Origin of the sequence: Streptococcus sp. NLN76 (genome assembly GCF_015686645.1) — a bacterium.
Classification (GTDB): domain Bacteria; phylum Bacillota; class Bacilli; order Lactobacillales; family Streptococcaceae; genus Streptococcus.
Genome location: NZ_JADPMS010000002.1, coordinates 38,742 through 63,980, shown reverse-complemented (window position 1 = coordinate 63,980; position 25,239 = coordinate 38,742). Strand labels below are relative to the sequence as shown.

General features: G+C 41.8%; 22 protein-coding genes and 1 pseudogene. 5 read left to right on the top strand and 18 right to left on the bottom strand.

What is annotated here, in order from left to right; all coding sequences use genetic code 11:
* Positions 1–16 precede the first annotated feature (16 nt).
* From I1A59_RS00815 to holA, 4 genes and pseudogenes are all read right to left on the bottom strand, one after another.
* Positions 17–1,301 (bottom strand): annotated as a pseudogene (locus I1A59_RS00815) (IS4 family transposase).
* A gap of 79 nt (positions 1,302–1,380) precedes the next feature.
* Positions 1,381–1,785: an HIT family protein gene (locus tag I1A59_RS00810; RefSeq protein ID WP_196090929.1), complete on the bottom strand. Its 405-nt coding sequence runs from the start codon at positions 1,783–1,785 to the stop codon at positions 1,381–1,383.
* Between the two features lie 98 nt (positions 1,786–1,883).
* Positions 1,884–2,489: a superoxide dismutase gene (locus I1A59_RS00805; RefSeq protein WP_196090928.1), complete on the bottom strand. Its 606-nt coding sequence runs from the start codon at positions 2,487–2,489 to the stop codon at positions 1,884–1,886.
* Positions 2,490–2,548: 59 nt separating this feature from the next.
* Positions 2,549–3,589 carry a DNA polymerase III subunit delta gene (holA, locus tag I1A59_RS00800; protein ID WP_196090927.1) on the bottom strand — a complete coding sequence of 347 codons (1,041 nt, stop codon included), beginning with the start codon at positions 3,587–3,589 and terminating at the stop codon, positions 2,549–2,551.
* Positions 3,590–3,738: 149 nt separating this feature from the next.
* On the opposite strand from holA, the gene adhE reads away from it, so the two are divergent.
* On the top strand, positions 3,739–6,387 hold the full coding sequence (gene adhE / locus I1A59_RS00795; protein WP_196090926.1) for a bifunctional acetaldehyde-CoA/alcohol dehydrogenase: 2,649 nt from the start codon (positions 3,739–3,741) through the stop codon (positions 6,385–6,387).
* Positions 6,388–6,735: 348 nt separating this feature from the next.
* Here adhE and I1A59_RS00790 read toward each other — a convergent pair whose 3' ends face one another.
* From I1A59_RS00790 to I1A59_RS00750, 9 genes are all read right to left on the bottom strand, one after another.
* On the bottom strand, positions 6,736–7,332 hold the full coding sequence (locus tag I1A59_RS00790; RefSeq protein ID WP_196090925.1) for a response regulator transcription factor: 597 nt from the start codon (positions 7,330–7,332) through the stop codon (positions 6,736–6,738).
* Between the two features lie 2 nt (positions 7,333–7,334).
* A complete protein-coding gene (locus I1A59_RS00785; protein ID WP_196090924.1) occupies positions 7,335–8,420 on the bottom strand; it encodes a histidine kinase in 1,086 nt (361 codons plus the stop codon).
* A 1-nt stretch (position 8,421) separates the two neighbouring features.
* Positions 8,422–9,153 carry an ABC transporter permease gene (locus tag I1A59_RS00780; protein ID WP_196090923.1) on the bottom strand — a complete coding sequence of 244 codons (732 nt, stop codon included), beginning with the start codon at positions 9,151–9,153 and terminating at the stop codon, positions 8,422–8,424.
* Positions 9,150–10,025 (bottom strand): ABC transporter ATP-binding protein, encoded by an 876-nt coding sequence (locus tag I1A59_RS00775; RefSeq protein WP_196090922.1) that lies wholly within the window; start codon positions 10,023–10,025, stop codon positions 9,150–9,152. The genes I1A59_RS00780 and I1A59_RS00775 overlap by 4 nt, the downstream gene beginning before the upstream one ends.
* Positions 10,026–10,288: 263 nt before the next feature.
* Positions 10,289–10,627: a type II toxin-antitoxin system RelE/ParE family toxin gene (locus tag I1A59_RS00770; protein WP_196090921.1), complete on the bottom strand. Its 339-nt coding sequence runs from the start codon at positions 10,625–10,627 to the stop codon at positions 10,289–10,291.
* Complete coding sequence (locus tag I1A59_RS00765) at positions 10,620–10,913, bottom strand: antitoxin (RefSeq protein WP_196090920.1); 294 nt, start codon at positions 10,911–10,913, stop codon at positions 10,620–10,622. The genes I1A59_RS00770 and I1A59_RS00765 overlap by 8 nt, the downstream gene beginning before the upstream one ends.
* Before the next feature lie 330 nt (positions 10,914–11,243).
* On the bottom strand, positions 11,244–13,490 hold the full coding sequence (locus I1A59_RS00760) for a DNA internalization-related competence protein ComEC/Rec2 (protein WP_348769632.1): 2,247 nt from the start codon (positions 13,488–13,490) through the stop codon (positions 11,244–11,246).
* 15 nt (positions 13,491–13,505) lie between these two features.
* Positions 13,506–14,135 carry a helix-hairpin-helix domain-containing protein gene (locus tag I1A59_RS00755; RefSeq protein ID WP_196090918.1) on the bottom strand — a complete coding sequence of 210 codons (630 nt, stop codon included), beginning with the start codon at positions 14,133–14,135 and terminating at the stop codon, positions 13,506–13,508.
* Positions 14,136–14,178: 43 nt separating this feature from the next.
* Positions 14,179–14,916 carry a 1-acyl-sn-glycerol-3-phosphate acyltransferase gene (locus I1A59_RS00750; protein ID WP_196090917.1) on the bottom strand — a complete coding sequence of 246 codons (738 nt, stop codon included), beginning with the start codon at positions 14,914–14,916 and terminating at the stop codon, positions 14,179–14,181.
* Positions 14,917–15,000: 84 nt separating this feature from the next.
* On the opposite strand from I1A59_RS00750, the gene I1A59_RS00745 reads away from it, so the two are divergent.
* Both I1A59_RS00745 and yghU read left to right on the top strand, forming a co-directional pair.
* Positions 15,001–17,355, top strand: coding sequence for an HAD-IC family P-type ATPase (locus I1A59_RS00745; protein ID WP_196090916.1), 2,355 nt, complete (start codon positions 15,001–15,003; stop codon positions 17,353–17,355).
* Between the two features lie 120 nt (positions 17,356–17,475).
* Entirely contained in the window at positions 17,476–18,264 is a 789-nt protein-coding gene (gene yghU, locus I1A59_RS00740) for a glutathione-dependent disulfide-bond oxidoreductase (RefSeq protein WP_196090915.1), read from the top strand.
* Positions 18,265–18,462: 198 nt separating this feature from the next.
* Here yghU and I1A59_RS00735 read toward each other — a convergent pair whose 3' ends face one another.
* A complete protein-coding gene (locus I1A59_RS00735) occupies positions 18,463–18,960 on the bottom strand; it encodes a hypothetical protein (protein ID WP_196090914.1) in 498 nt (165 codons plus the stop codon).
* Positions 18,961–19,355: 395 nt separating this feature from the next.
* Here I1A59_RS00735 and I1A59_RS00730 point away from each other — a divergent pair, with 395 nt between their 5' ends.
* Complete coding sequence (locus tag I1A59_RS00730; protein ID WP_196090913.1) at positions 19,356–20,102, top strand: tRNA1(Val) (adenine(37)-N6)-methyltransferase; 747 nt, start codon at positions 19,356–19,358, stop codon at positions 20,100–20,102.
* On the top strand, positions 20,089–20,361 hold the full coding sequence (locus I1A59_RS00725) for a GIY-YIG nuclease family protein (RefSeq protein ID WP_196090912.1): 273 nt from the start codon (positions 20,089–20,091) through the stop codon (positions 20,359–20,361). Before I1A59_RS00730 ends, I1A59_RS00725 begins: the two co-directional genes overlap by 14 nt.
* 331 nt (positions 20,362–20,692) lie before the next feature.
* On the opposite strand, the gene I1A59_RS00720 is transcribed toward I1A59_RS00725, so the two are convergent.
* From I1A59_RS00720 to I1A59_RS00705, 4 genes are read right to left on the bottom strand one after another with little or no spacing between them, the layout of a single operon-like run.
* Positions 20,693–22,483 carry a glycoside hydrolase family 3 N-terminal domain-containing protein gene (locus tag I1A59_RS00720; RefSeq protein WP_196090911.1) on the bottom strand — a complete coding sequence of 597 codons (1,791 nt, stop codon included), beginning with the start codon at positions 22,481–22,483 and terminating at the stop codon, positions 20,693–20,695.
* A gap of 13 nt (positions 22,484–22,496) precedes the next feature.
* The gene (locus tag I1A59_RS00715; protein ID WP_196090910.1) at positions 22,497–23,294 is read right to left on the bottom strand and encodes an HAD hydrolase-like protein; all 798 of its coding nucleotides are present in this window, start codon (positions 23,292–23,294) and stop codon (positions 22,497–22,499) included.
* Between the two features lies 1 nt (position 23,295).
* Positions 23,296–24,135 carry an SDR family oxidoreductase gene (locus I1A59_RS00710; RefSeq protein WP_196090909.1) on the bottom strand — a complete coding sequence of 280 codons (840 nt, stop codon included), beginning with the start codon at positions 24,133–24,135 and terminating at the stop codon, positions 23,296–23,298.
* A 3-nt stretch (positions 24,136–24,138) separates the two neighbouring features.
* The gene (locus I1A59_RS00705) at positions 24,139–25,239 is read right to left on the bottom strand and encodes a mannonate dehydratase (protein WP_196090908.1); all 1,101 of its coding nucleotides are present in this window, start codon (positions 25,237–25,239) and stop codon (positions 24,139–24,141) included.

Below are 25,239 nucleotides of genomic sequence, written 5' to 3'. Positions count from 1 at the left end.
ACAGAAATTTTTAAAATTACGATACTCTATAGGTGAAGCTTACTACTGATTGATTTTTCAGTCGCCTTTTAAACGTCCGACCTGGACGAATGATTGATAAATGTCTTTCTATGTAAGTTTTCAACTTAGAAGAAGTGAGCCTGTTTTTCAGAAATTGTTTACAGGCATAAACAGCATCAGAAAAGCAGATTTGGTAGTTTTCTAAGCTGGGCATTGTATCACTAATTTTCATGGTGATCCATCTACAGAAGTTAAACTCTGTAAAACGTGCATAAATTTCTTGAAGAACACCTTCCTTCTTCTTTGCATGAAAATGAACCAGACCTATACTATACTTTAGGTCTCTAAAACTTGTCTCTATGCCCCATCTACGGGCATAGAGTTTTTTAATTTCCTCAAAAGGCAAGTCTGAATTTGTAACAAGGACCTCATATTTTCCTTCACTTATCGGAAACTTTAAAATCCGAAAATGCAGTTCATAAAATTGAGGATCACTTCCATAACTAATAGAGTCCGAGAGGAAATCAAATCTGGAATTATGGGGTACAAATCGATATTTTTTTGGAGACTGTCTATAAAGATTTTTCATCTGTTTTGTCTGATTCCTAGACAATTTGATGGCAACTTCTTTTTCAATTGAGGTGTCCGGTAAATGAAATCTTGATGCAAAAGATTCCAGACCATTCTGGACACGGATAATATATTTCCATCCTTTTTGCTCAAAATGTGTCATAAGGTTATAACTCTCATATCCCCAATCCATGATTACCAGAGCTGTTTCAAAAGGGAGATACCTCCATCATATCAATGACCGCCTGTCGCTCGTCTGCCTCCCTTTTATCTTGTACTATGATATCGGTATAAATCCCTGTGTTTAGGTCATAAAATGCGTTCAGATGAATCAGGTTATACGGCTTATTTCCTACATCAACTTGAAAAGAGGTTCCCTCATCTGCTCGATTTCTAGGAATATTCACGTCACTTCCATCTGCAGCTAGAATAGGTATCGAATCATCTATAGGAATTTTTGAGGTGAATTCTTTGAATACTTTATAGAAAGCGATTGATTTGATTTTGTAGCGAGCTTGTACAAAAGCAGATTCCGTGATCCAAAGATCAGCATCTAACAATTCTTTAGAAATGGATTTCCCGGACATACCAAGGATTAGATTCACCGTTTTATCGAGAGATAGTTCCCGATTACGAGAAAAATCAGATGGGTTATGGATCAAACTTCCTCGATCTCGCTCTATCACAGCAGCAATACTTTTTCGTAGTTGATTCTTTAATTGATTTGGCATTCTATCCACCTCCTTGAGCCTAAGTATAGCAAAAAAAGGATTTCGAAAGCTCAATTTAGGAGCTTTCGAAATCCTTAACTTAATGACATTGATTAATCCGCCATTTTTTCATCGCTTCTAACAAATGTGTGACATCCATTTCCACCCTTTCGACATCTATCGGATCCCAGAAGCCATCCATTCGATAGCGAGGAATGAGGTGAAAATGGAAATGTGTCCCAGGATCCATCACACCATCATTGTAGACCAAAGAAACACCATCTACTTCTGTTTTTTCACGAAAAACCTTTGTCAAATAAGCTTGTAAATCCACAAGTTCATAGCGGATTCTTTCAGGCAGTTGCTCTAAAGATTCATAATGCTCCTTAGAAATCACAAGTAAATGTCCTGATTGAATAGGATTAATATCCCAAACCATTTTGAAATATTTAGATTGGAAAAGGATATTCTCTTCTTTAATTCCCTTACAAAAAACACAGGTCATCAGTAGCTCCTCTCTAAGGTTGCTGTTCAAGCTCTTTCTATTTTTTACCTATCTAGCACAAAAACTTGCTCCTTGTTTAGGGAGCAAGTTTTTGTCTGTTATTTTGCAGCTGCGTAGAGCTCCGATATTTTATTCCAGTTAACCACATTCCAGAAGGCTTTGATGTAGTCTGGGCGAAGGTTACGGTAGCTTACATAATAAGCGTGCTCCCAAACGTCCAAGCCTAGAAGTGGTTCTTGACCATTGGATACTGGGTTATCTTGGTTAGCTGTAGAGACAACTTCCAATTTTCCTTCAGCGTTGAGCACCAACCATGCCCAGCCTGAACCAAAGCGGGTTGCTGCTGCAGCGGCGAAGGCTTCTTTGAAGGCATCTATGGAACCAAATGTTGCTTCAATGTCTGCTGCTAATTCCGCAGATGGAGCTGTAGTTTCTGGTGTCATCATTTCCCAGAAAAGGGAGTGATTGACATGACCACCACCGTTATTGATGACAGCCTGACGAATATCAGCAGGGATAGACTGAACATCTTTCAAGAGATCTAGAATATCCGCTGTCACTTCAGGGTGTTTTTCCAAGGCAGCGTTTAGATTGTTAACGTAAGCTTGGTGGTGCTTATCATGGTGCAAGTGCATGGTTTCTTCATCAATATGTGGTGCCAAAGCATCATATGCGTATGGCAATTCAGGTACTGTATAGATCATACTCAATTTTACCTCTTTCTTTTTTCCTTCTTCCATCATACTTCAAAAACGCTGCTATTTCAATTTTTCTGCTCGAGACCTTGCACCATCTCAATCATCAACAGATCCATCAAATAGGCCTTGTCATACAATCCCGTTTTCATATCATAATCCGTTTGAATCATTTTTTCATAGATCTTGCGTAGATAGCTGGTTGGGAGTGCTTGGCTATCTCTTTGGGCAAATCGAACTCGGTAAGGATTGTAACTAATCCCCGTCAATTTTTTCAATTCAGCCACCAGGTTGGCTTCAGTAGAGGGACTGAGGAACCGCACATAGAGAAAGAGGCGAAAATGGCTGAGTAATAGCGCAAGGATTTGGATATCATCTTTGCCCTGGAGCCGTAAATCCGCCATTAAAGACCTGGCTGCCTCCAACTTCCCCTGTAAGAGAAGACTAGAGAGATCAAAAAAATTGTCCTGTAAGGTTTTGGGGAGTAGCTGTCGTAGTTCTTCAACCGTCAAAGTAGCTAGATTGCTGTAGTCTTCCAGAAAGGCTAAGTTTTGACGAAGCAGGCTCACATTCAGCATAGATTTCTCCAGCAAGACATCCTGTAAATCTGCCCCAAGCTTCCAGCCTCGATTTCTTAACTCTTCCTGTAAAAAGGAACGAAACTCCTTCTCTTTGAACTGCTTGGTTTCTAATAATAAGGCTTGACGTTTAAGCAACTTGACCAAACGACGTTTTCCATCCAGCTTCCCTTCCGCAAAAATAAGAACCTTGGTATCAGCACTTGGATTCTGCACATAATCTTCAAAACGCTTGAGATCCTCATCTGACAAATAACGCTTCCGCCCCGTCGTCAAATCCAGAAAAGAATCCAAGACTACCCACTTATTTTCTGCAAAAAAAGGCAGACTTTCCAACTCTTCCTGAACCTGTACATAAGGAGTTTCCCGCATATCCAAGCGGCTCATACTTAAATCAGCTGGATCAAAGCCAATTTTACGGAGTACTTCTTCCTTTAGTAAAGAAAACTGCCCCACATCTTCTCCAGCAACCACGGTTAAGGCTGGAAAATCCCCTGCTGTCATTTTTTCTACTTGTCGAATTGCTGTCATGCTTCCCCCTTTTCTTCTATTCTAGCAAAAATTCCTGTTTCAGCCTATTTGAAATTTTTTTAAAAAAACCTTGTGAAAAACTTTACAAACAATCCCGAATGCGCTATAATAATAAATGTGAAATACTTAACAAAGATTAGGAGAGTAGTATGACTGAAAAAACTATCACAAAAGAAGAAAAAGAACAACTAGCTCAAACTCATGTCGATGACTTGGTTTCTAAGGGATTGATTGCCCTTGAGGAAATGCGTAAGCTCAATCAAGAAGAGGTTGATTATATTGTGGCTAAAGCCTCTGTTGCAGCTTTAGACGCACATGGCACTTTGGCCATGCATGCCTACGAAGAAACTGGTCGCGGTGTTTTTGAAGACAAGGCAACTAAAAATCTTTTTGCTTGCGAGCACGTGGTTAACAACATGCGCCATACTAAAACCGTCGGAGTTATCGAAGAAGACGACGTTACTGGTCTTACCTTAATTGCGGAACCAGTTGGGGTTATCTGCGGAATCACACCGACCACGAACCCAACTTCAACAGCAATTTTCAAATCATTGATTTCTTTGAAGACTCGGAATCCAATCATCTTTGCCTTCCACCCTTCCGCACAAGAATCATCTGCACATGCAGCTCGTATCGTTCGAGATGCCGCTATCGCAGCGGGTGCTCCTGAAAACTGTATTCAATGGATTGAACAACCATCCATGGAAGCAACTGCAGCCCTTATGAACCATGCCGGAATTGCTACGATTCTAGCAACTGGTGGAAATGCCATGGTACGTGCTGCCTACTCTTGTGGAAAACCAGCCTTAGGAGTTGGTGCTGGAAATGTGCCAGCCTACGTTGAAAAAACTGCCAATATTCGCCAAGCCGCACACGACATCGTTATGTCTAAATCTTTCGATAATGGAATGGTCTGTGCATCCGAACAAGCAGTGATCATTGACAAAGAAATTTATGAAGAGTTTATTGACGAATTCAAATCCTACCACACCTATTTTGTAAACAAAAAAGAAAAAGCTCTTCTCGAAGAATTCTGTTTCGGAGCTAAAGCAAATGGGAAGAACTGTGCCCTTGCCAAATTGAATCCGAATATCGTTGGGAAACCAGCGGCTTGGATTGCTGAACAAGCTGGCTTCTCCGTTCCAGAAGGCACCAATATCTTAGCTGCTGAAGTCTCACAAGTCGGTCCAAAAGAACCCTTGACTCGCGAAAAACTTTCTCCAGTTATTGCTGTTTTAAAAGCAGATTCTCGTGAAGATGGCCTAGACAAAGCTCGTCAAATGGTGGAATTCGATGGACTTGGACACTCCGCTGCCATCCATACCGAAGATGCTGAACTTGCCAAGGACTTTGGTAACTTGGTTAAAGCTATTCGGGTTATCTGGAACTCACCATCCACCTTCGGCGGTATTGGAGATGTATACAATTCCTTCCTACCATCTCTCACTCTTGGATGCGGTTCTTATGGACGTAACTCAATTGGTGACAACGTAAGTGCTATCAATCTCTTAAACATCAAAAAAGTAGGAAGACGTAGAAATAATATGCAATGGTTTAAAGTTCCCTCCAAAACATACTTTGAACGCGACTCCATCCAATATCTCCAAAAATGCCGTGATGTAGAACGCGTTATGATTGTAACAGATCCTTCAATGGTAGAATTAGGATTCCTCGATCGTATACTTGAACAACTCCATCTCCGTCGGAACAAAATTGTTTACCAAATTTTTGCCGATATTGAACCAGATCCAGACATCACAACCGTCTACAAGGGAACCGAGATGATGCGGACTTTCAACCCTGATACCATCATTGCACTTGGGGGGGGATCCGCAATGGATGCTGCCAAGGTCATGTGGCTCTTTTATGAGCAACCAGAAGTTGATTTCCATGACTTGATTCAAAAATTTATGGACATCCGCAAACGGGCCTTCAAGTTTCCTGAGCTTGGCAAGAAAACAAAATTCATTGCTATCCCAACTACTTCTGGTACCGGTTCTGAGGTTACTCCATTTGCTGTTATCTCAGACAAAGCCAATAACCGTAAATACCCAATTGCAGACTACTCACTCACACCAACTGTCGCAATCGTTGACCCAGCCTTGGTTATGACTGTTCCAGCTCACGTCACTGCCGACACCGGTATGGATGTCCTAACCCATGCAACCGAAGCCTATGTTTCAACTGTTGCCAATGACTATACAGATGGATTAGCCCTTCAAGCCATTCGATTGGTCTTTGAAAACTTGGAAAATTCTGTGAAGAATGCCGACTTTGTTTCTCGCGAAAAAATGCATAATGCTTCAACCATGGCGGGAATGGCTTTTGCCAACGCATTCCTCGGTATCTCTCACTCCATCGCTCATAAATTGGGAGCTCAGTTCCACACTGTTCACGGACGAACCAACGCAATCCTCTTGCCATACGTGATTCGCTACAACGGTACACGTCCCGCCAAAACAGCAACTTGGCCAAAATACAACTACTACAAGGCAGATGAAAAATACCAAGACATCGCCCGCATGCTTGGTCTACCATGTTCTACTCCAGAAGAAGCTGTCGCAGCTTATGCACAGGCTGTTTATGACCTCGGTGAACGCGTTGGTATTGAGATGAACCTCAAAGCACAGGGGGTCGACGAGCAAGAACTCAAAAAACACTCTCGTGAACTTGCCCTGCTAGCCTATGAAGACCAATGTACACCAGCCAACCCACGCCTGGCTCTTGTAGAGCATATGCAAGAAATTATCGAAGACGCTTACTACGGCTATAAAGAACGCCCAGGACGCATCAAATAATACTCATTAAATTTCAAATTCTGACGTTGTCAAGCCTCTTCGGTGAACTTATTGATTGCGTGCTTTGCACGCCTTATCGATAATATTCAACAGGTCTCCCAGACCTGTTGAACAACCTTCATCGGCTTTCCTAGTCATCTCTTTGAAATTTCTCGAGTGTACTGATTTCGTATAATAGTCTAATATAAAACTGATAAACAGACCGGCATCAGCCGGTCTGTTTTCATCTTCTTATATATACAAAAATATCCTCCAAAACCTTTAATTTGGAGGATTATCCATATTTAGTCTAGATTGTTAATGCCATTCATCAGAAAGCCCTGACATGATTAGATTTTAAATGTATCACTAAATCCAATTCTCTTTCTGAGCAATGATCAGAGCATCCGTTCGGTTGTTAGCTCCAAGTTTTGTCATCAAACTCGTCACATAGTTTCGAACGGTACCATTAGAGAGATAGAGTTCCTGAGCTATCTCTTGATTGGACAAACCACGAGCTATCCCTTTTAAAACTTGAACTTCACGAGGACTGAGAGGATTAGTCGAATGCGTCATTTCTTCCATCAACTCCGGTGAATACTCCTTATGTCCTTGTAAAACCTTACGAATTGTCGCCATTAAGTCTGAAATCGAACGTTCTTTCAGTACATAGGCATCCACCTCTGCTGTCAAAGCCCTTTTGAAATAACCTGTTCGCCGAAAAGTCGTTACAATAATCACGCGCACCTCTTGATGTTCACGAATCCATTCTAAAACTTCCAATCCCGTCACATCAGGCATTTCAATATCTAAAATAGCAACATCTACTTCTTTTTGCTGGAGTAAATCAATGGCTTCCCGACCATCCTTGGCAGCATATACCTGTTCAACTTCATCTTCTAAAAGCAATAACTGACACAGGGCATCCCGCAACATAGATTGGTCTTCTGCTACTAATAATTTCATGGTTACTCCTTTCTAAAAGGTAGACTCAGACGGACTAGGGTTGGACGACTGGGTGATTCGATGGTCACTTGGCCATGAATCAATGACAAGCGATTGCGCAAAGAGACAAGTTCCGTAGTCGTCTGATTCAAAAAGCCCTTGCCATCATCTTCCATTTCGACTAACATCTGATCTCCTAAGTTTTTAAATCGTAAACAAGCATGGTCAGCCTCCGCATGTTTAATGACATTATTGGCTAACTCCCTTACCATCATGGTGAGATTGGATTGGAGAACTGGTGATAAATTCGACACCTCCAATTCTTTTTGGACTTGTAAATCGATCCCTGCCATTTCAAACACTTCTTGCAATTGCAGTAGTTCTTCTTCCAAACTCCGATACTTCAATTGATTGACAATGTTCCTGACATCCATCATACTCTTTCGACTCGTAGCCTGCAAATCCTCTAATTCTTGTTGGACCGCCGACAAATTCCCTTTTTCCAATTGCTTTAACCCCAACTCTGCTTTTATGGCCATAGTCGCAAAAACATGCCCCAAACTATCATGAAGATCTTGCCCAATGCGATTTCGTTCGTTTTCCCCAATAAGAAGGTTAATGGAGGCATTCTGTTCCTGCAACTGCTTTTCCATTTTTTCTTTTGCCATTTCCTGACGACCACCATAAAACATAAACAAAGCAAAAGAATGAAGAACAAACATAAAGACCACAGTCTCCCAAGTAAAAGGCCCTAGAATAGCCCACCCTAAACAAATAGCTAGAGCCAAGATATAGGAAATAGTTCGAAAAGTCCAACGATCTTCCGTATAATGCCAGGATAATAAATTTGAGAGATTAAAGAGAAACAAAGAAAACTGTAAGTTTCTTTCTAAGGACATATACAGAATATAGACCAGCATATAAAACCAAGCGACTTTTTCATACAAGGGATTTCGAGTATAAAGCAAGGAAATATAGAAGGCACCAAACAAAAGAGACGATCCAACTATAACAGGAAAATCTACATCGCCCCATGCATATGCAATGGGAAAAATGAGAAAAATAAGCCCAATAAAATACATCGGATTGACTTTTCGCTTTTCAAACATCCTAATTCCCCTCTTTCTTCTGTTTACTATATTGTACTATAGCTAGGAAGATAAAGGTATAGATCGCAACAAATGCTAAAGATTTCCAGTTCAAACGGGAATTTTCTACGAAACTAAGAACAGCTTGATTGACATGATAGCCTGGGGTATATTTGCAAATTCTCTGAACCCATTCTGGAAACACCGAAATTGGCATCCAAGATCCTCCCAAAATAGCTAGGATGAAAAAGCATATATTGGCCACCACGGACATGGATTGTTCTGATGGTAAGAAACCTATTAAAAGTCCAATTGCTAAATAAACAATTGACGTTAGTATTAGCAAGAAAGCCGCACCTCCCCATTCCCAAGGAGACATCGAAACACCCCGTACCAAAGCTCCCACTGAGAACACTAATAGAATGGACACCAAGTAGGTTAGAAAAACCCGATAGATTTTAGACAGGTAATAACGAGAGCTTGAAATCGGTGAATAGCGAAGAAAATCTGTCCAGTGATTTTTTCGATCCTCATGTAGCATCAAAGGAAAAGTAAACAAGGCAAAACTAGACATGGAAAACGAGGTCATTGTCAACATGTAGTTTCGAACGAAAACTGCTTGAACCTTGGGATCTCCGAAATCAATAGTTGAGGAGAAAATTAGAAAGAAAATGAGTGGCATACCAACACCTAGTGCAAAAATCCACATACTACGCACCTGTTTCAAGCTTTCAATTTTTAATAAGGCTTTCATCGCTTCTCCTCCTTGGTTTGCTCAAATAAAATATCTAACAAACTCTTATTCTGAATTTGAACATCTGTAATGCTACAACCTTGGGCTGATAGCTCCTCCCAGACTTCCTCAATATTTTGAGTCTTAAAGTTCACATTCTCTCCCTTATCCTCTACTTCATAGTAGAGATGAGGAGATAGAGTACTCATCCAATTTCTTGCTAAGGTTACAACCTTGACCTGCTCTTCACTTCTCATCAATTCTGGTTTTGTGTCCCGCAACAGTTTTCCCTGATGAATCAAAAGAATCCGATCCGCAGTATGCTCCACCTCTTCAATATAATGACTCGAATAAAAAATGGTCAGCCCCTGAGCCTTTAACTCCTCCACAATTTCCCAGAAACGCTTCCGAGTACTGGTATCCATACCCGCAGTCGGCTCATCCAAGAACAAGACCTTGGGTTTTCCAACCAAACAAAGCACAAAAGCCAGAAGTCGTCGTTGTCCACCCGATAATTTTTGAGTTAATAAATTTTTTTGCTCTTGGGAAAACTGTAAAAGTCTATCCAGCTCCTCATCATTGAGAGAATCTGGAAAAATATCTTGAAAGAAAGCCAATAACTCTTTAACCTTCAAATCTACAGGAATCACATTCTCTTGCCCTAAAACAGCCAAGTTCCCCTTATTCTCTTTAGCCCAAGGAGCTTTTTCATTGACCCTCACTAACCCGGTACTTGCCTTCCACTTTCCAGTCAAACAATTCATCAAACTTGTTTTACCAGCACCATTAGGACCGATGACGGCTACACTCTCTCCAGCAGCAATATCAAAAGATATGGTGTCGACTATTCGCTTCCCCTTTATTTCCTTGACTAACTTTTCAACATGAATCATATCATTTCCTCCTAATCTAGCTCTAGTCTACTCCTTACTGATTATCAGAACTAGCACTGAATGTCATGACTTTTTATGACATTTGTCAGGTAAATAGTATCTCCACAGATATAGTCTTTTAGTTTACTTTTAGTACAAGGCAGCGAGTCGTAGACAGTACTGAAGTACGGCAAGACGAGCTAACACAGTAATAAAAGATAAACTAAAAGAGTATAAAACACCAAACTAAAAAAAACACCTCTATATAAGAGATGTCATTTGATTTATTTCAAAAATAGGGCTGCCCAATTCTGCCTTGAGCTTAGAATTCGAGCCACACAGACTCTGTATCCTTCAATATAATAAAAGACTAAGTAATTTTCGATAGGCATATATCGATAGCGTTTGCCGTCGTCCGTCAATTCCCCATAACCTCGACTAGAGACAAGAGGACAGACCTCAGGAAAGGTTTCTAGTGTTTCCAGTGCTCTCAAAATCAAAGCAGTCTTACTATCTGCTGCTTGTTGACTATAAAAGTTATTAAGGATGTAGTCTCGTATTTCACGCAGATCAGACTTAGCCTGATCTGAAAGAAAAACATCATAGACATTTTGGTTACTCAAGTCCAAATTCCTTTCTCACTTCCGTTAAAGGAGTCACCTTACCGTCCATGATTTCCCGGTGACCACGTAAGACTTCTCTTTTTAAGTCTTGAAAAGCAACATCATAGGATGAATCTTCGAGATCACTAGTTACAAACACTTTGGGATCTACGGCTCCAGTAGCAACTTTCCTTAGTGTTGCGTTTAGGATATCTGATACTGTAAGTCCTTCCTTCTTTAAGGTATCTTTTGTTTGTTGGTAATAAGCTGTATCAGCTCTAAAATTAACGGGTTGAGTGTTTGCCATATTTTCCTCCATGTTATAAATACAATTTGTAAATACATACTAACAAAATGTTCCCGCTTTATCAATCATTTCTCATTTCAAAGATTTTAGAATGACCACTAGATTTACTCCAGTAATTAAAGGCCACCTACCTCCACGAGTATTCATACCGACTTAACTTCAAAATCAGAATACTCGAATAACTTTGAAAAAATGACGAGGAAAGGCCACGATGGTAGTTCAACAGGTCTGGGAGACCTGTTGAATATTTGCGATAAGGCGTGCAAGGCACGCAATCAATAGGTTCACCGATGAGCCTTGACAATGTTAGATTTTGAAATTAAAAGAGTATCACTCTACCTCTAGTTTGCGGACGGTTTCTACTTTCCAATTCCACCAGCCATAAAGTCGGATGGCGCCTTCTTGGTCGGTTCGATGCCAAGGGATGTCCCGTTCTCTTAGTCGCTCCAGGGTTTCTTCATGAGGGTGGTGGTAGCGATTGTCTTTACCGGCTGAAATCAGGGCTAGGCTGGGATGGAGGTAATCCAAGAAATCGGGTGTTGAGGAGCCTTTACTACCGTGATGGCCCAGTTTCAGAACGTCTATCGTTAAGTCTGGATAGTGGTTCATGAGAACGTCCTCTCCTTCTTTTTCCAAATCTCCGGTAAAAAGGAAACGAGTTTGGTAAAACTGACCATATAGAACAAGGGAATCGTTGTTATCCCCTTGCCCTTCCTCCAAAGGATAGAGGGCTTGAAGCTGACTATCAAAAATAGGCCAAGTCTGACCGAGTTCAACTAGATGGATCTGAGCTTGGGTGGCCTCTAACGTGTCTAAAAAACCTGCCTTGTGAAGACTTCCAGGACTAACATAGATATGAGAAATAGGGATAGCTTTGTCCACGGCCAAAAGGTCACCGACATGGTCGGCGTCCGGATGGGTGAGGAAAACCTGTTCTAAATGGTTGATTCCTCTGGATTTGAGATACGGAATCAAGCTATACTCGGCATTGGCTTTGGTATCCTGTTTGGGCTTAGGTCCAAAACTGACCTTGCCTCCAATATCAATAAGGGCATGTCGTCCTTGCCAATCTCTAAGAAAAATACTGTCCCCTTGACCAATATTGACCAGAGTTATTTCGTTAACCAAGGGAAATTTGGTCAGGAGTAACCCTGTTAAAAAGAGGGAAAAGCAAAAACGAACTCGTCTTTTATGGGAACGAAAATCCCACATAAAGGCCAGACAGAGACATAAGCCAAGAAAGACTGGCAATGACGGTTGACCAAATATGATGGGGCCAGGTAAATAGGATTGGGCCATTTGCAAGCACCAGTCCAAACCTTGTAAAAGACTGTTGACCTCTTCCCCTTTTGTCAAAGGAACTAAGAAGAGTAAAGTCAAGAAAAGGGGGAGAAGAATACAGTCAAAAAGAAGAGACAATAAAAAGGTCAAAAGAATCCCAACGGGCTGGTATTCACTAAAAAAGAGACAAAGAACGGGCAAACTTGCAAGGGCGAGAATGGGAGCCTGCTTCCGACCAGTCGCTAGGCATCTATCTTGAGCCAGAACTTGCAAAACAAGGGCAAAGCTCAAGGACAAGATGGCTCCCATATCTCGAAAATAGTGCGGGGCTAGTCCGGCCAGCAGTAAGATCAGTACCCAGAATTGTTGCATCCCTCGCAAACCTACTAGAGCTAATTGCTGATGAACCAAGGCTCGCAAAACGGATGGACTCCAACCTGTCAGGCCAGCATACATGAAGGAAAAGACCCATTGGAGCCCATTAAGACTTTCCTTGGTCAGCCCCAAGCGAGCAAACACTCGTCGATAAAGTTTGGTGAAGAAAGCAACCTGCATGCCTGAAAGGGCAAAAAGGTGAAAAATTCCCAACTGGCGATAAACTTGTCCACGGTCTTCAAAACTCGCTGGCAGATAGCCCAGTAATAAACCCGTCATGTAAGAGGCCAATTCTTCTGGATAGGTGGATTGAATCCAGCCGATACAAGCGGCCCTCCAAATGGATAGCTTGTCGATAGGATTCCATGTCTCCTGCCAGGTCACTTGTTCGATTTTGGTAATCTTCAAGGTGTGGTAAATCCCTTGGTTTGCTAAATAAGCTCGATAATCAAAACCTCCGAAATTCTCCTGCTCACGCGCTTCTCCTAATTCTCCTTCAATCACAAGTGATGGCAAACTAGTGCCCTTTTGCAAAAAACGAAGATCTTCTCCTTCCTTTAATCGGTAGGTAAAGCGATAAGAATGCCCCTCCCATTGTGCGACCCCCTTGAGACTCTCCTCCTCGTAAATCAAACTATCTGGTTTAAGAAAAACCTGACGAGGAGCCTCCAGCTCCATTGCCGCTTTGTCCTGACTGAGCTTCTGGCGCAACTGCCAAGTAACGCCTAAGATCAGTAACATCAGAGTTAGCATCAAAAAGACCTCCCTCCCTTGATTCCAGTAAAGGAAGCACATTGACAGTAGCCAGAAAATAATCAGCAAAGGATGGAGAGTGACCCAAGTAAAATAGGATAAAACTGTCAGAAAAGCGACATGAGAAAGCGACAGTTTCTGGATTACACTCTGAACAAACTGTTTCATCACAGTCCCTCTCCTCTAATCCACTTGGACATGATCCTTGATTTTTTCCAAGGTCTTCTCCCCAATTCCTGATACCTTTTTCAAGTCGTCAATGGATTGAAAACCTCCGTTTTGGTCCCGAAAAGCTAAGATATCTTCTGCGCGTTTCTTGCCAATTCCAGGGATTTTTTGCAGGTCTTCTGCGCTAGCCTGATTGAGAGCTATTTTTCCAGAGTCAGACGAACCAACTGCTTTCCCCCCTACCGGTGCTGCCGACGCGATGGTAGGAACCTCACCTTCTCGAGGGACATAGACGACCGCTTCATCCTTGAGTAATTGAGCCAGGTTGAGTCCATTCGGATCGGCCTCTGAAGTTAGGCCGCCTGCTTTTTGAATAGCTGTTTGGGCTCTGGCCGGGCTGGACAGTTCATAGACACCTGGATTGCGTACCGCCCCCTTAACATCCACCGTGATTTTACCAGTTTCAGATTTTACTGGCTGCCCCTCCTTCCTTTGAAGTGTCTGACTTGTTTTGGACACAGCCACGACAGGTGCTTGCGCCTGAGGTTGAGATATCACTTGTTTATAGATGAAAAAAACCACTACTCCAAGGACCAGGAGCAGTGGCAAAGCGTTTTGGCGAATCAGTTCTTTCCAATTGTGCATAGGCGTTCCTCCTACTTTTTTATTCGGAGAAAAAAAGAAAAAACTATTTCACATCAATAGTTGGTTGATAGACAAAAGAGGCAATCCAGCTAAAGAGGACGGTCAAAAGAATCAAGACCAACACAAAGAGTAAAACCACAAGACGGATAGGCAAAAGCAACCAAGTCAAGAGGCCGCGCCCCTGCGGCTGGATTTCCGCTTCCAGTTGATCGAAGGAAGCCTGGAGACGCGTGGAAACTTCTGCTAGTCCCTCACTATTGAGGCGCTTGATGTCGCTCATATCGAGACTATCTCCAATTCGAATGGTAACCGGTTGGCCCTTCAAAAGCCCGCCAATGGTTGTTGGGCCTTGATAAAAGGCTGGTACAATGGGGACTTTAGCAGTCTTAGCAATAACAGCTACTCCTCCCTTGAGTTCAGAAGAGTGACGGGTTCCAGATGGGAAAAGCATCAGCGAAAAATCACTTTTTCGTAACATCCGCACAGGGTACTTCAAAACTTCTTGACCTGGATTTTCCCGATCCACCGGAAAGGCCCCACACATCCGAATCCACCAACCAAGAATACGGTTTTTAAAGAGTTCTTGCTTGGCCATAATAATAAATCGCTTAGGCCGAGCCGCAAAAGCTAGGTAAACAGGATCCCAGAGCGTCTTATGGGGCGCTGCTAACACATAATTGGTCTCAAGGTCTGGTAATTTATCAAGATTTTCATAACGAGCGGGGCCATTTACAGCCCATAACAAAAGGGCGACCAGACTTCTCAGATAAGTATAAAACATATTCTCTCCTTTTTTGACATTATACCCCAAGCTTTTTCAGCACGCAAATAGTATTTTTAAAACAAATCTGATAAGATAAGAGATATGGATAAGAAAGAACAATTGATTGGGCTAACACAAGCCCAGGTTGACGAGCGCCTTGCACGCAATGAGGTCAACCAATTTAACGCCGATGCTTCGACCAGCACCTGGGACATTGTGAAGCGAAATGTCTTCACCCTGTTTAATGCCCTCAACTTTGCGATTGCGGTCGCCCTGATGTTGGTTCAGGCCTGGACCAACCTAGTCTTTTTCGCGGTTATCTGCTTTAACGCCTTTTCCGGAATTGTGACCGAACTTCGGGCCAAGCACATGATCGATAAACTCAATCTGCTCAATAAAGAGCAGGTGCAGGTTTACCGTGACGGCCAATTAATCGCAGTAGATTCTGAAGAACTCGTGCTAGACGACGTGATTCTACTAGCCGCTGGTGAGCAAGTTCCTAGTGACGCTCAGGTGATCTCGGGAATGGCTGAAGCCAATGAAGCCATGCTGACGGGTGAAAGCGATCTTGTTCCTAAGAATATCGATGACGAGTTGCTTTCCGGGTCCTTCCTTGCATCCGGTCAGGTTCAAGCACAGATTGTTCGGGTCGGTGCCGACAACTATGCTGCCAAGTTGATGACCGAAGCCAAAGTAGTTAAACCCATCAACTCTAAGATACTCTCCGAATTGAACAAAATCGCCAATTTTACCGGAAAAATCATTATCCCCTTCGGTTTGATTCTCTTCTTTGAAGCCTTTGTCATGAAAATGCTTCCGTTAAAAGATTCAGTGGTTAATACCTCCACAGCTCTCTTGGGTATGCTGCCAAAAGGGATTGCCCTCTTGACCATCACCTCCCTGCTAACAGCTGTTATCAAGCTAGGAATGCGTAAGGTTTTGGTTCAGGAAATGTACTCTGTGGAAACGCTAGCCCGAGTGGACACCCTGTGTTTAGACAAAACAGGAACCATTACGGAAGGGAAAATGACCGTTGAAGATTTAGAAGTCCTTTCCACAGATTTATCCAAGGAAGCCATCTTGGAAAACTTGGCGCACTACATGAGCCATTCCGAGGATAAAAATCCAACAGCGCGTGCCATCCGCAACTTTGTTTCACAACCAGAGACGGAAGCAGTCTTGGCAGCTGTTATCCCTTTCTCCAGTGATCGAAAATGGGGAGCCATCCAATTTGAACAGAAAGGCAGTTTCTACCTCGGAGCAACAGACTTCTTAGTAAATGGAACAACTGACTTTATTCAAGCTGCTCAAAAACGTGGTTCTCGTGTCCTAGCCTTCGCATGGAGCCCAGACCCTATCAACTTGGAACACCCTTCTCTGCCAGATAACCTCGAGACTTTGACGATTTTAGAAATCTCCGATCCGGTTCGTGAAGGTGCTGCAGAAACGCTGGAATACCTTCGTTCTCAAAACGTTGACCTCAAAATCATTTCTGGGGACAACCCTGTCACTGTTTCGAATGTTGCTGCTAAGGCTGGTTTCCACAACTACGATCAATACTTAGACTGCTCTAAAGTCACAGATGAAGAATTAGAAGCGGCAGTTCCTACTACAGCAATCTTTGGACGAGTTTCCCCTCACCAAAAACGCTTGATTATCCAAACCCTTAAGACAGCAGGACACACCACTGCCATGACTGGAGATGGCGTAAATGATATTCTTGCCCTTCGCGAAGCTGACGTGTCCATTGTGATGGCTGAAGGGGATCCGGCAACTCGACAAATTGCCAATTTAGTACTTTTGAACTCTGACTTTAACGATGTACCTGAGATCCTCTTTGAAGGTCGCCGGGTTGTGAATAATATCGGTAAGATTGCACCAATCTTCTTTATTAAAACAATCTACTCCTTCATCTTAAGTATCATCTGTATGGCCACTGTCCTCTTCTTCCGGGCAGATTGGATCATGATTTTCCCATTTATCCCAATCCAAATTACCTTGGTCGATCAATTCGTCGAAGGATTCCCACCATTTGTTTTGACTTTCGAACGCAACATCAAACCAGTAGAGCCTCACTTCCTCAAGAAGTCCATGTTCCTAGCTCTTCCAAACGCCTTGATGATTATTGTATCAGTGCTCTTTAGTCAAATTTATGGAAGTATTGCCGGTTGGTCAAGTATGGAAATCGGCACTCTCTCCTACTACTTACTCGGAACCATTTCATTCCTAGCCGTTATCCGGGCCTGCCTCCCACTCAACCTATGGCGCGTGGGCTTGATACTCTGGTCAGTAGGAGGATTCTTCCTCTCCGCCTACTTCCTCAAAGGACTCTTGCATATCGGCACTCTCACAGCCAATACTTGGCCAGTCTACCTAGTGCTTGCAGCAATCTTTACCCTAATCTTCATTCTCTTCTCCAAGCGCTATTATCCCAAAGAGATGATGGCAACAGCCTAGATGAAGAGCCTAAACTTCAAGCTGAGACCTTTGTCTCAGCTTTTTTAACTGTAGCAAAAACTTGAAAAGCTTGGTTGAATTTGCTAGGATAACGGTAGCAAATGAAACAAGGAGTCCATTATGTCAAAATACAAACTACCAGAAATCTGGGAAAACCCTGCCGCAATGGGTGGAGCCTGGGGCGGCCTTAATCAGCCAACAGCTGGAAGTCGTTTTGAACAAACATTGCCACGAGGTGACAAACCTTTCCAACTCTACTCCCTTTCAACTCCAAATGGAATCAAACCACTGATTATGTTTGAAGAGTTACGAGAACTTGGAGTCACTGCAGCAGATTATGATGCTTTTCGTATTAAAATTGGAGACGGGGATCAATTCGGTTCCGACTTTGTAGCCATCAACCCCAACTCTAAAATTCCAGCGCTTCTAGATCTCTCTGGTGACAAGCCAGTTCGGATTTTCGAGTCCGCAAATATCCTCCTTTACCTAGCTGAAAAATTCAATCACTTCCTCCCAAGTGACCCTGCAGAACGCAATGAAGTTCTCAACTGGCTCTTCTGGCAAACAGGGGCTGCTCCCTTCCTGGGAGGAGGATTTGGTCATTTCTTCCACTACGCTCCTGAAAAGATTGAATACGCCATTAATCGTTTTGCCATGGAAGCGAAACGCCAGCTAGACCTTCTAGACAAGGAGCTCGCAACGAAACCCTATATTGCCGGCGATACTTACACCATTGCGGATATGGCCATCTGGTCCTGGTACGGTCGTCTCGCCCAAGACAAGATTTGGGATAAAGCCGGCATCTTCCTTAATGTCCAAGAGTACAAGAATCTCCAAGCTTGGACTGACAAAATCGCCCAGCGTCCAGCCGTTCAACGAGCATTGGAAGTTGAGTATCAGGAAATTTAGACTGACTGAACTATAAAAAAAGTGAACCCGAGACTCCTAACTAGGAGAGACAAACTAGGGTTCACTTTTTCATTAATACTCTTTGAAAAACAAATTTAACCATTGTCAGTTTCGCCTTGCCGTACCCTAGTACTGTCTGCGGCTCACTTCCTAGTTTAATTTTTGATTTTCATTGAGTATAAACTAGTTTTAGCTACATTAAAAATGTGTAGAGATGATGTTAGAGAGAACTGAAATCAGGAACATGAATCCAAATCCAATCAACCAACGAATGAAGACTTTCTGATCCTTTCTTCTTTTCTCATCATACTTGTAAAAATAGTTTTCTAACTTCAAATCCCAACTCTGATCCAATTGCCCAATCACAGTGAGTGTTTGTTCTTGGAATTGGTCAAAGCGCTTTTCCAAATGATTGAAGCGGCCATCAATTTGTATAAAACGATTGTCAATTTTTATCAAATGATCTTCAATTTGTTCAAAGCGCCTGTCTATTTGTTCAAAGCGTTTATCCACTTGTTCAAAACGCTTATCCACTTGTTCAAAACGCTTATCCACTTGTTCAAAGCGCCTATCTATTTCTTCCTCCAAATGTTGGAAGCGTAATTTCACATTTTCAAATCCATGGTGCATATCCGATTCGATTTTATCCAGTTTTAAATCGACTTCAGATTTTGAATAGCCATCTTGTAGGGTCATACTCCACAATCTCCTTTTCTTGTTTGGATGAACGTCGTTTTCAATTTCTTGAAATTATCTGTATTGACGTCAGGTATTTTTTCAGCATTTGTCATCTTGACCTCCTTTTTTCGATCTCCAGACTCCAGGTAGACCAGAGAGCGTTCATAAACGCTATAAAAAGTCGGATAGTTCAAGAAATCATTGCCGATAAGGATGAATAAGACCTCTACTTTACTTCCAAGATTATTCTACACCTATTGTCAGAAATTTTCAAAGAAAAATAGAATTAAAAAGTCCAGTCAATAAAGAAAAACCTTATCTGTGACAAAACTAGTCCTTCCTTTTATCATTTAAGATAGGACAGCATTTCTCAGAGCTGTCCTTATTTTTGAGCAAAATGCTATAATGGTTCTATGAGTGAAATTGAATTACGTCCGGGGGAACGGCTAGATCAGTTGTTCACGAGCCCGGTAAAAATTATCCAAAATCGAGAAGTTTTTTCTTATTCGATCGACAGTGTCCTTCTGTCTCGTTTCCCAAAACTCCCTAAAAAGGGCAAAATTGTGGACCTCTGTGCTGGAAACGGAGCTGTGGGACTCTTTGCTAGTCAGCATACCAAGGCGGATATTCTTTTAGTGGAAATCCAGGAGCGCCTAGCAGATATGGCCCAACGTTCTGTGACCCTCAATAACTTAGACCAGCAGGTTCAGGTTTGGAATATGGATTTAAAGGAGCTCCCTCAACAGTTACCCCCTAGTCAGGTAGATTTAATCCTTTGTAACCCACCTTATTTCAAAGCTAGTGAAACCTCTAACAAGAACCTTAGCCCCCACTACCTCTTAGCCCGTCATGAAATTACAACCAACCTGGAGGAGATTTGTGCAGTCGCCCAAAAGATTCTCAAATCCAATGGTAGACTGGCTATGGTCCATCGCCCCGATCGCTTACTAGACATTTTAAATACACTGCAGGCTTTTAAATTAGCACCCAAGCGCCTTCAATTTATTTACCCTAAAGAAAACCGCGAGGCCAATATGATCTTAATTGAGGCGATTAAAGATGGCTCAACGGATGGGCTAAAAATCTTCCCTCCTCTCTATATTCATGAGGATGACGGATCCTATCGTCTGGAGATTCAAGAGATTTATGGACGCCAATAAAGACTGCATCTATGTCGTACGTTGCCGGGACAACAGCCTCTATACTGGTTACACCAATAATCTGGAACGGCGAATCAAACAACATAACGACGGCAAGGGTGCAAAGTACACACGTGCCAAAGGCCCGGTAACCCTGGTCTATACCCAAACCTACCCTGACAAAAGTCAGGCCCTCAAAGCCGAAGCCCAATTCAAAAAACTCAGCAAAGCTAAAAAAGAAGCCATTATTGAAGAATACCAAAACCGCTTGAATCCTTAGAATCAAGCGGTTTTTTTGCTTATACTTAACTAATTTCAACATCAGAATACTTGCGGAATTTCAAAAAAATGACGAGGAAAGCCGATGATAATCGTTCGAGGTTGAGACTTTTGTCCCAACCTTCCTATTTTAGTTAGTGAATTCACTTTGAATATTAAGGATAAGGCATGAAAACACGCAATCAATAAGTTCATCAACGAGGCTTGACAAAGACAGATTTTAAAATGCAATAAGTATAAAAAATTTGATGCTTCAGATATTCTGGAATAGAAAAGAGTCTCGAAATCAAGCGAGACTCTTACGAAAAAAATTAAAGTGACTCAATGAATTCTTATGGCTTTCTCCAGATTTGGGTATCCAAAAAACCACAATAAGCATCTACTGGAGATACACCTGTAAACTCTGATTCACCAGCTAACTTTTCAACTAGTGCTTCTAGTGTAACAGGAAGACTATCATATGCATTGATATACGTTCCTACTTGAGGCATATCTGCCAATGCAAATGGATGTTGAAGCGAAACCAGAATTGTAGGAATTTCGTGAACATAGAAGGGTTGATCTGGAGTTCCTTTAGCCGCAGGCCAAATAATCCGTTGTGTCGTCCCTCCCGAATTAACATCAACTAAATTAATAATTAAATCATAATGATTTGTGATATCTGCAATTTTACGTTTGGAAGCATAGACATTAGCCATCGCAGCGGGTCTTTGTTCAACAGGTAATTTATTGATACGTTCTTCCGTGTTTTCCCAAATGCTTACCTCATGACCACGCATTTCCAGTAATTCTTTTAAGTAGTCAGATGCACGTTTTTTTCCAGCATTAATCATAGCACCAAACCCACCTTTATAGCCTTCGACATCTACCAGTAAAATTCGCTTATAGTGATTTGGCTTTACAGGAAAAATCCCGTCTTCTTTTGCTTTAACAAGGGTGATTGAATTGTCCGCAACTTCTTTAGCTAATTCGTGTGCTTCAGGTAGACCGATACGTTTCATGGCTTCCTCTTTTGAAGGGAGAATTTCCTGGCGACGACCTTCATAGAGATGGAGTCCCAGTTTAGCTTTTAATCCTAAAGTCCGACGAAGAGCATCGAGAAGACGTTCTTCTGATAAAAGCCCCTCCTCATAACCTTGCTTCATCCATGTCAAATCTTCATCTGGATCATTGAAAAATAAGAAAAGGTCACATCCAGCTTCAATAGCTGTCGGAAGTAGTTCACGTCGTGACATAGAAGAAGTCATGGCTACCATGTGACTAGCATCGGTTACAATAGCCCCATTATACCCCAGCTCACCTCGGAGTAATTCATCAAGTAATGTCTTATTTAGTGAAGCTGGAAGCAACTCATCCACAGAACGGTCTGGATGCATCTCTAGTTCTACACGTGGTAAATGAATATGCCCAGCCATAATTCCAGGAAGGCCCGATTCCGCCATCTCACGATAGATTCGACCAAAACTATCCATCCACTCAGCTTTTGACATTGGATTAGATGCAAAGGAAAGATGATGGTCTCGCTCATCAATTCCATCTCCAGGGAAATGTTTCGCAAAGGGTAAAATCCCCTCTTCCATAATCCCTTTCATATACTCTTTTGAAAGTTCTATGACTTGTTCAACATTCGCTCCCCAAGTTCGATTTGCAATAATTGGATTCCTCCAATTGCGACTGAGATCCATGATTGGTGCAAAAGAAACATTACAACCAACTGCTCCTGCTTCAATGCCCGCAACTTTTCCCATTTGATAAGCATATTGGGGATTATTAGCCGCAGCAATTTTAACCTCATCTCCAATTTTGGTTCCATCTGTTACAGCACCATCGCCTCCTGCTTCTGTATTTGCTGCTATCAAAAGAGGAATCTTAGATTTAGTCTGAAGAATATAATTCTGTTCCCAAACCTCGCTCGCAGTCCCTTTGTTGTAGCGAACTGCAGCAATTTTATAGTCATTCAGAACACTAGTTAAATACTCTTCAGTTCTCTCACTTCCCATATTCACAAAGAGTTGCCCGATTTTTTCATCCAAAGTCATGGATTGGATGGTATTCTCAACCCAAGCGATAGCGTCATCATCCAAGTTATAAGGTTTTTTTCGTAAATCAACTTTATGTACCATCTCATTTTCCTTTCTAGGAATCAAGGTTTTTCCAGAATCTTTGGATTTGTTCTTGTTCCATTTCTGCAGAGTAGTCCCCTCTTGCAAAAGCAGATGCCACCTGTTCCCTCAGTTGCTCCCATGATTCCTCTTCTTTTCCCACCATAATAGGATAAAAAGCTACTTCGTTATTTTTGGCAGCCTCTAGATCACCTACTGAGTCACCAATCATTAGAATTCGATTATTTATTGCTCCTTCACCCATCAAAGATGCAATAATATCCGATTTCAATCCACGATCCTGGCAAAAAACTTCTGATACATACTGCAGTAACCCCTGTGCTTCCCATTCCTCCATTACAGCTTCTTTATTAGCCGAGGAAACAACGACGATTTCACCAAATTGTCTCATCTGTTCGAAGCATTCCCTCACTCCTGGAAAAGCTAGAATAGGGCCTTCATAGGCTTTAATCGCCTGATTCACCCGTAGTGACCAATCCAATGCTTTGTTTAGATCTTCCGCTAGATGGTTTTGCAATGTTTTTTCTAACGAAGCATTGGAAAGTGAATCTGTCTCTTCCACCCACTTTTTTAATGCTGAAATATTAGAAATACCGGCATATTCCAATCCTCGGACTAATCCAACAAAACGATTAATCCCTCTACTAATCGAGAAAAGATTCACACGATTCCATTCTCTCAGAAAGTCTTCACGATTATCTACTTCAAATACTTCTGCAGCTAATGGACCAAAAAATAATTGATGTTTGTAAGTCATTGTATCCATGGCACAGCCATCAGAATCAACACAATAAATAACATTCTTTTCCATACTAGACTCCAGAATAGGCTGAAAATCCACCATCAATTGGCAGTACAACACCATTAACAAAACTAGACAAATTTTCATCAGCTAAGAAAAATACTCCGCCAACTAGTTCTTCCGCCTCACCAAAACGTCCCATTGGCGTATTATTCAAAATTTTATGAGCACGAGCTGTTGGCTGACCTTCGTTATCGAACAACAAAGTACGATTTTGATTTGTTACCAAGAATCCTGGTGCAATGGCATTGCAACGAATCCCCACTTTTGAAAAATGAACTGCAAGCCATTGCGTAAAATTACTGATAGCAGCCTTAGCGCCAGAATAAGCCGGAATCTTCGTTAAAGGGGTGAAAGCATTCATACTGGAAATATTGATAATATTAGCTCCAGGTCGGCCTATCATATCCTTGGCAAAAACTTGTGTTGGTAAAAGTGTTCCCAAATAATTAAGATTGAAGACAAAACTAATTCCAGCTTCGTCTAAGTCAAAGAAACTTTTAGTATCCTCAGGTAAACCTACTTCATGAAATTCATTATCGGTAGTCGCTTTTGGATTATTGCCTCCGGCTCCATTCACTAAAATATCTACTGCACCAAAATCAGCCAGAATAGCTTTACGTACTTGTTCTAAATTTGCCTTATCTAAAACATTTGATTCATAAGCCTTGGCATGACCACCCGCTTCCAAAATTTGATCTACATAAGTTTGAGCAGCTTGTTGATTCAAGTCTAATAGAGCAACCTTGGCTCCTGCTTTAGCAAATTCAGTAGCCAAGTACCCACAAAGAACTCCTCCTGCTCCCGTAACCACGACTACTTTATCTTTGAAATCAATTACTTTTACCATAAGCTACTCCTCCTTATTCCCAACAGTTTTTACTACAATTCCAAAATCAGGTATTTTACCAGCCGCCCTCATATTCGCTTCATAAAGACCATTAAAATAGGTGGCACCGAGAGCTCGATCGTATAGACCATAGCCTGGTGTCTTAGTCTGGTCACCCCAGATTCGACGACCATGATCTGGTCGAAGCGCTCCCTGCCAGTCATGGTCTACTAGTAATTTAATCACTGCATTCATATCGATATCCCCAGCTTGTGATAAATGTGCAGTCTCTTGGAATCCCCAATTACCAGCTGTGACATTTCTCGTGTGCATAAAATTAATACGATTCCGTTGAAGGGCATACTCCATCATCGCAAGTACATCATTAGATGGATCAGAAGCATAAGAACCTACGCACATAGTCATTCCATTGTATTCGGAATCATATAGACCTAGGAAACGTTCCACTGCTTTTTGTCCTGTGATAATTCTTGGTAATCCGAAGATTCCATACGGTGGGTCATCTGGATGAATAGCCATTTTCACACCTGCCTTTTCAGCTGTCGGCAAGATAGCCTTAATAAAATAGTCTAAATTAGCCCATAAATCTTCTTCTGAAATATTTTGTCTGTAATTCTCAATGATGGCCTTCATCTCATCCTTAGAATAAGAGGAATCCCAGCCTGGTAAATTTAAATCATCTGCAACTGGATCAACTCCCTCTAAATCTGATTTTAAAAATGCTAAAGAAGTCGTTCCATCAGGTAGGGGATGATACAAATCTGAGCGCGTCCAATCAAAGACAGGCATGAAATTATAACAGACAACAGGGATACCAGCCTGTCCTACATTTCGAATAGAAGTTTTGTAGTTCTCTATTAATTCATCACGATTGCTTTTTCCCTGCTTAATATCTTCATGAACAGGAATAGATTCAATAACGGTAATTTCAAGACCAGCTGCTTCGACTTTTTCCTTTAATTTTAGAATTTTTTCCAGTGGCCAAGCCTGTCCTACAGGTACATCATATACAGCTGTGACAATCCCTTGCATACCAGGAATTGCTTTAATTTCTTCTAACGATACTGGATCCTTTTCTCCATACCAACGAAAAGACATTTTCAT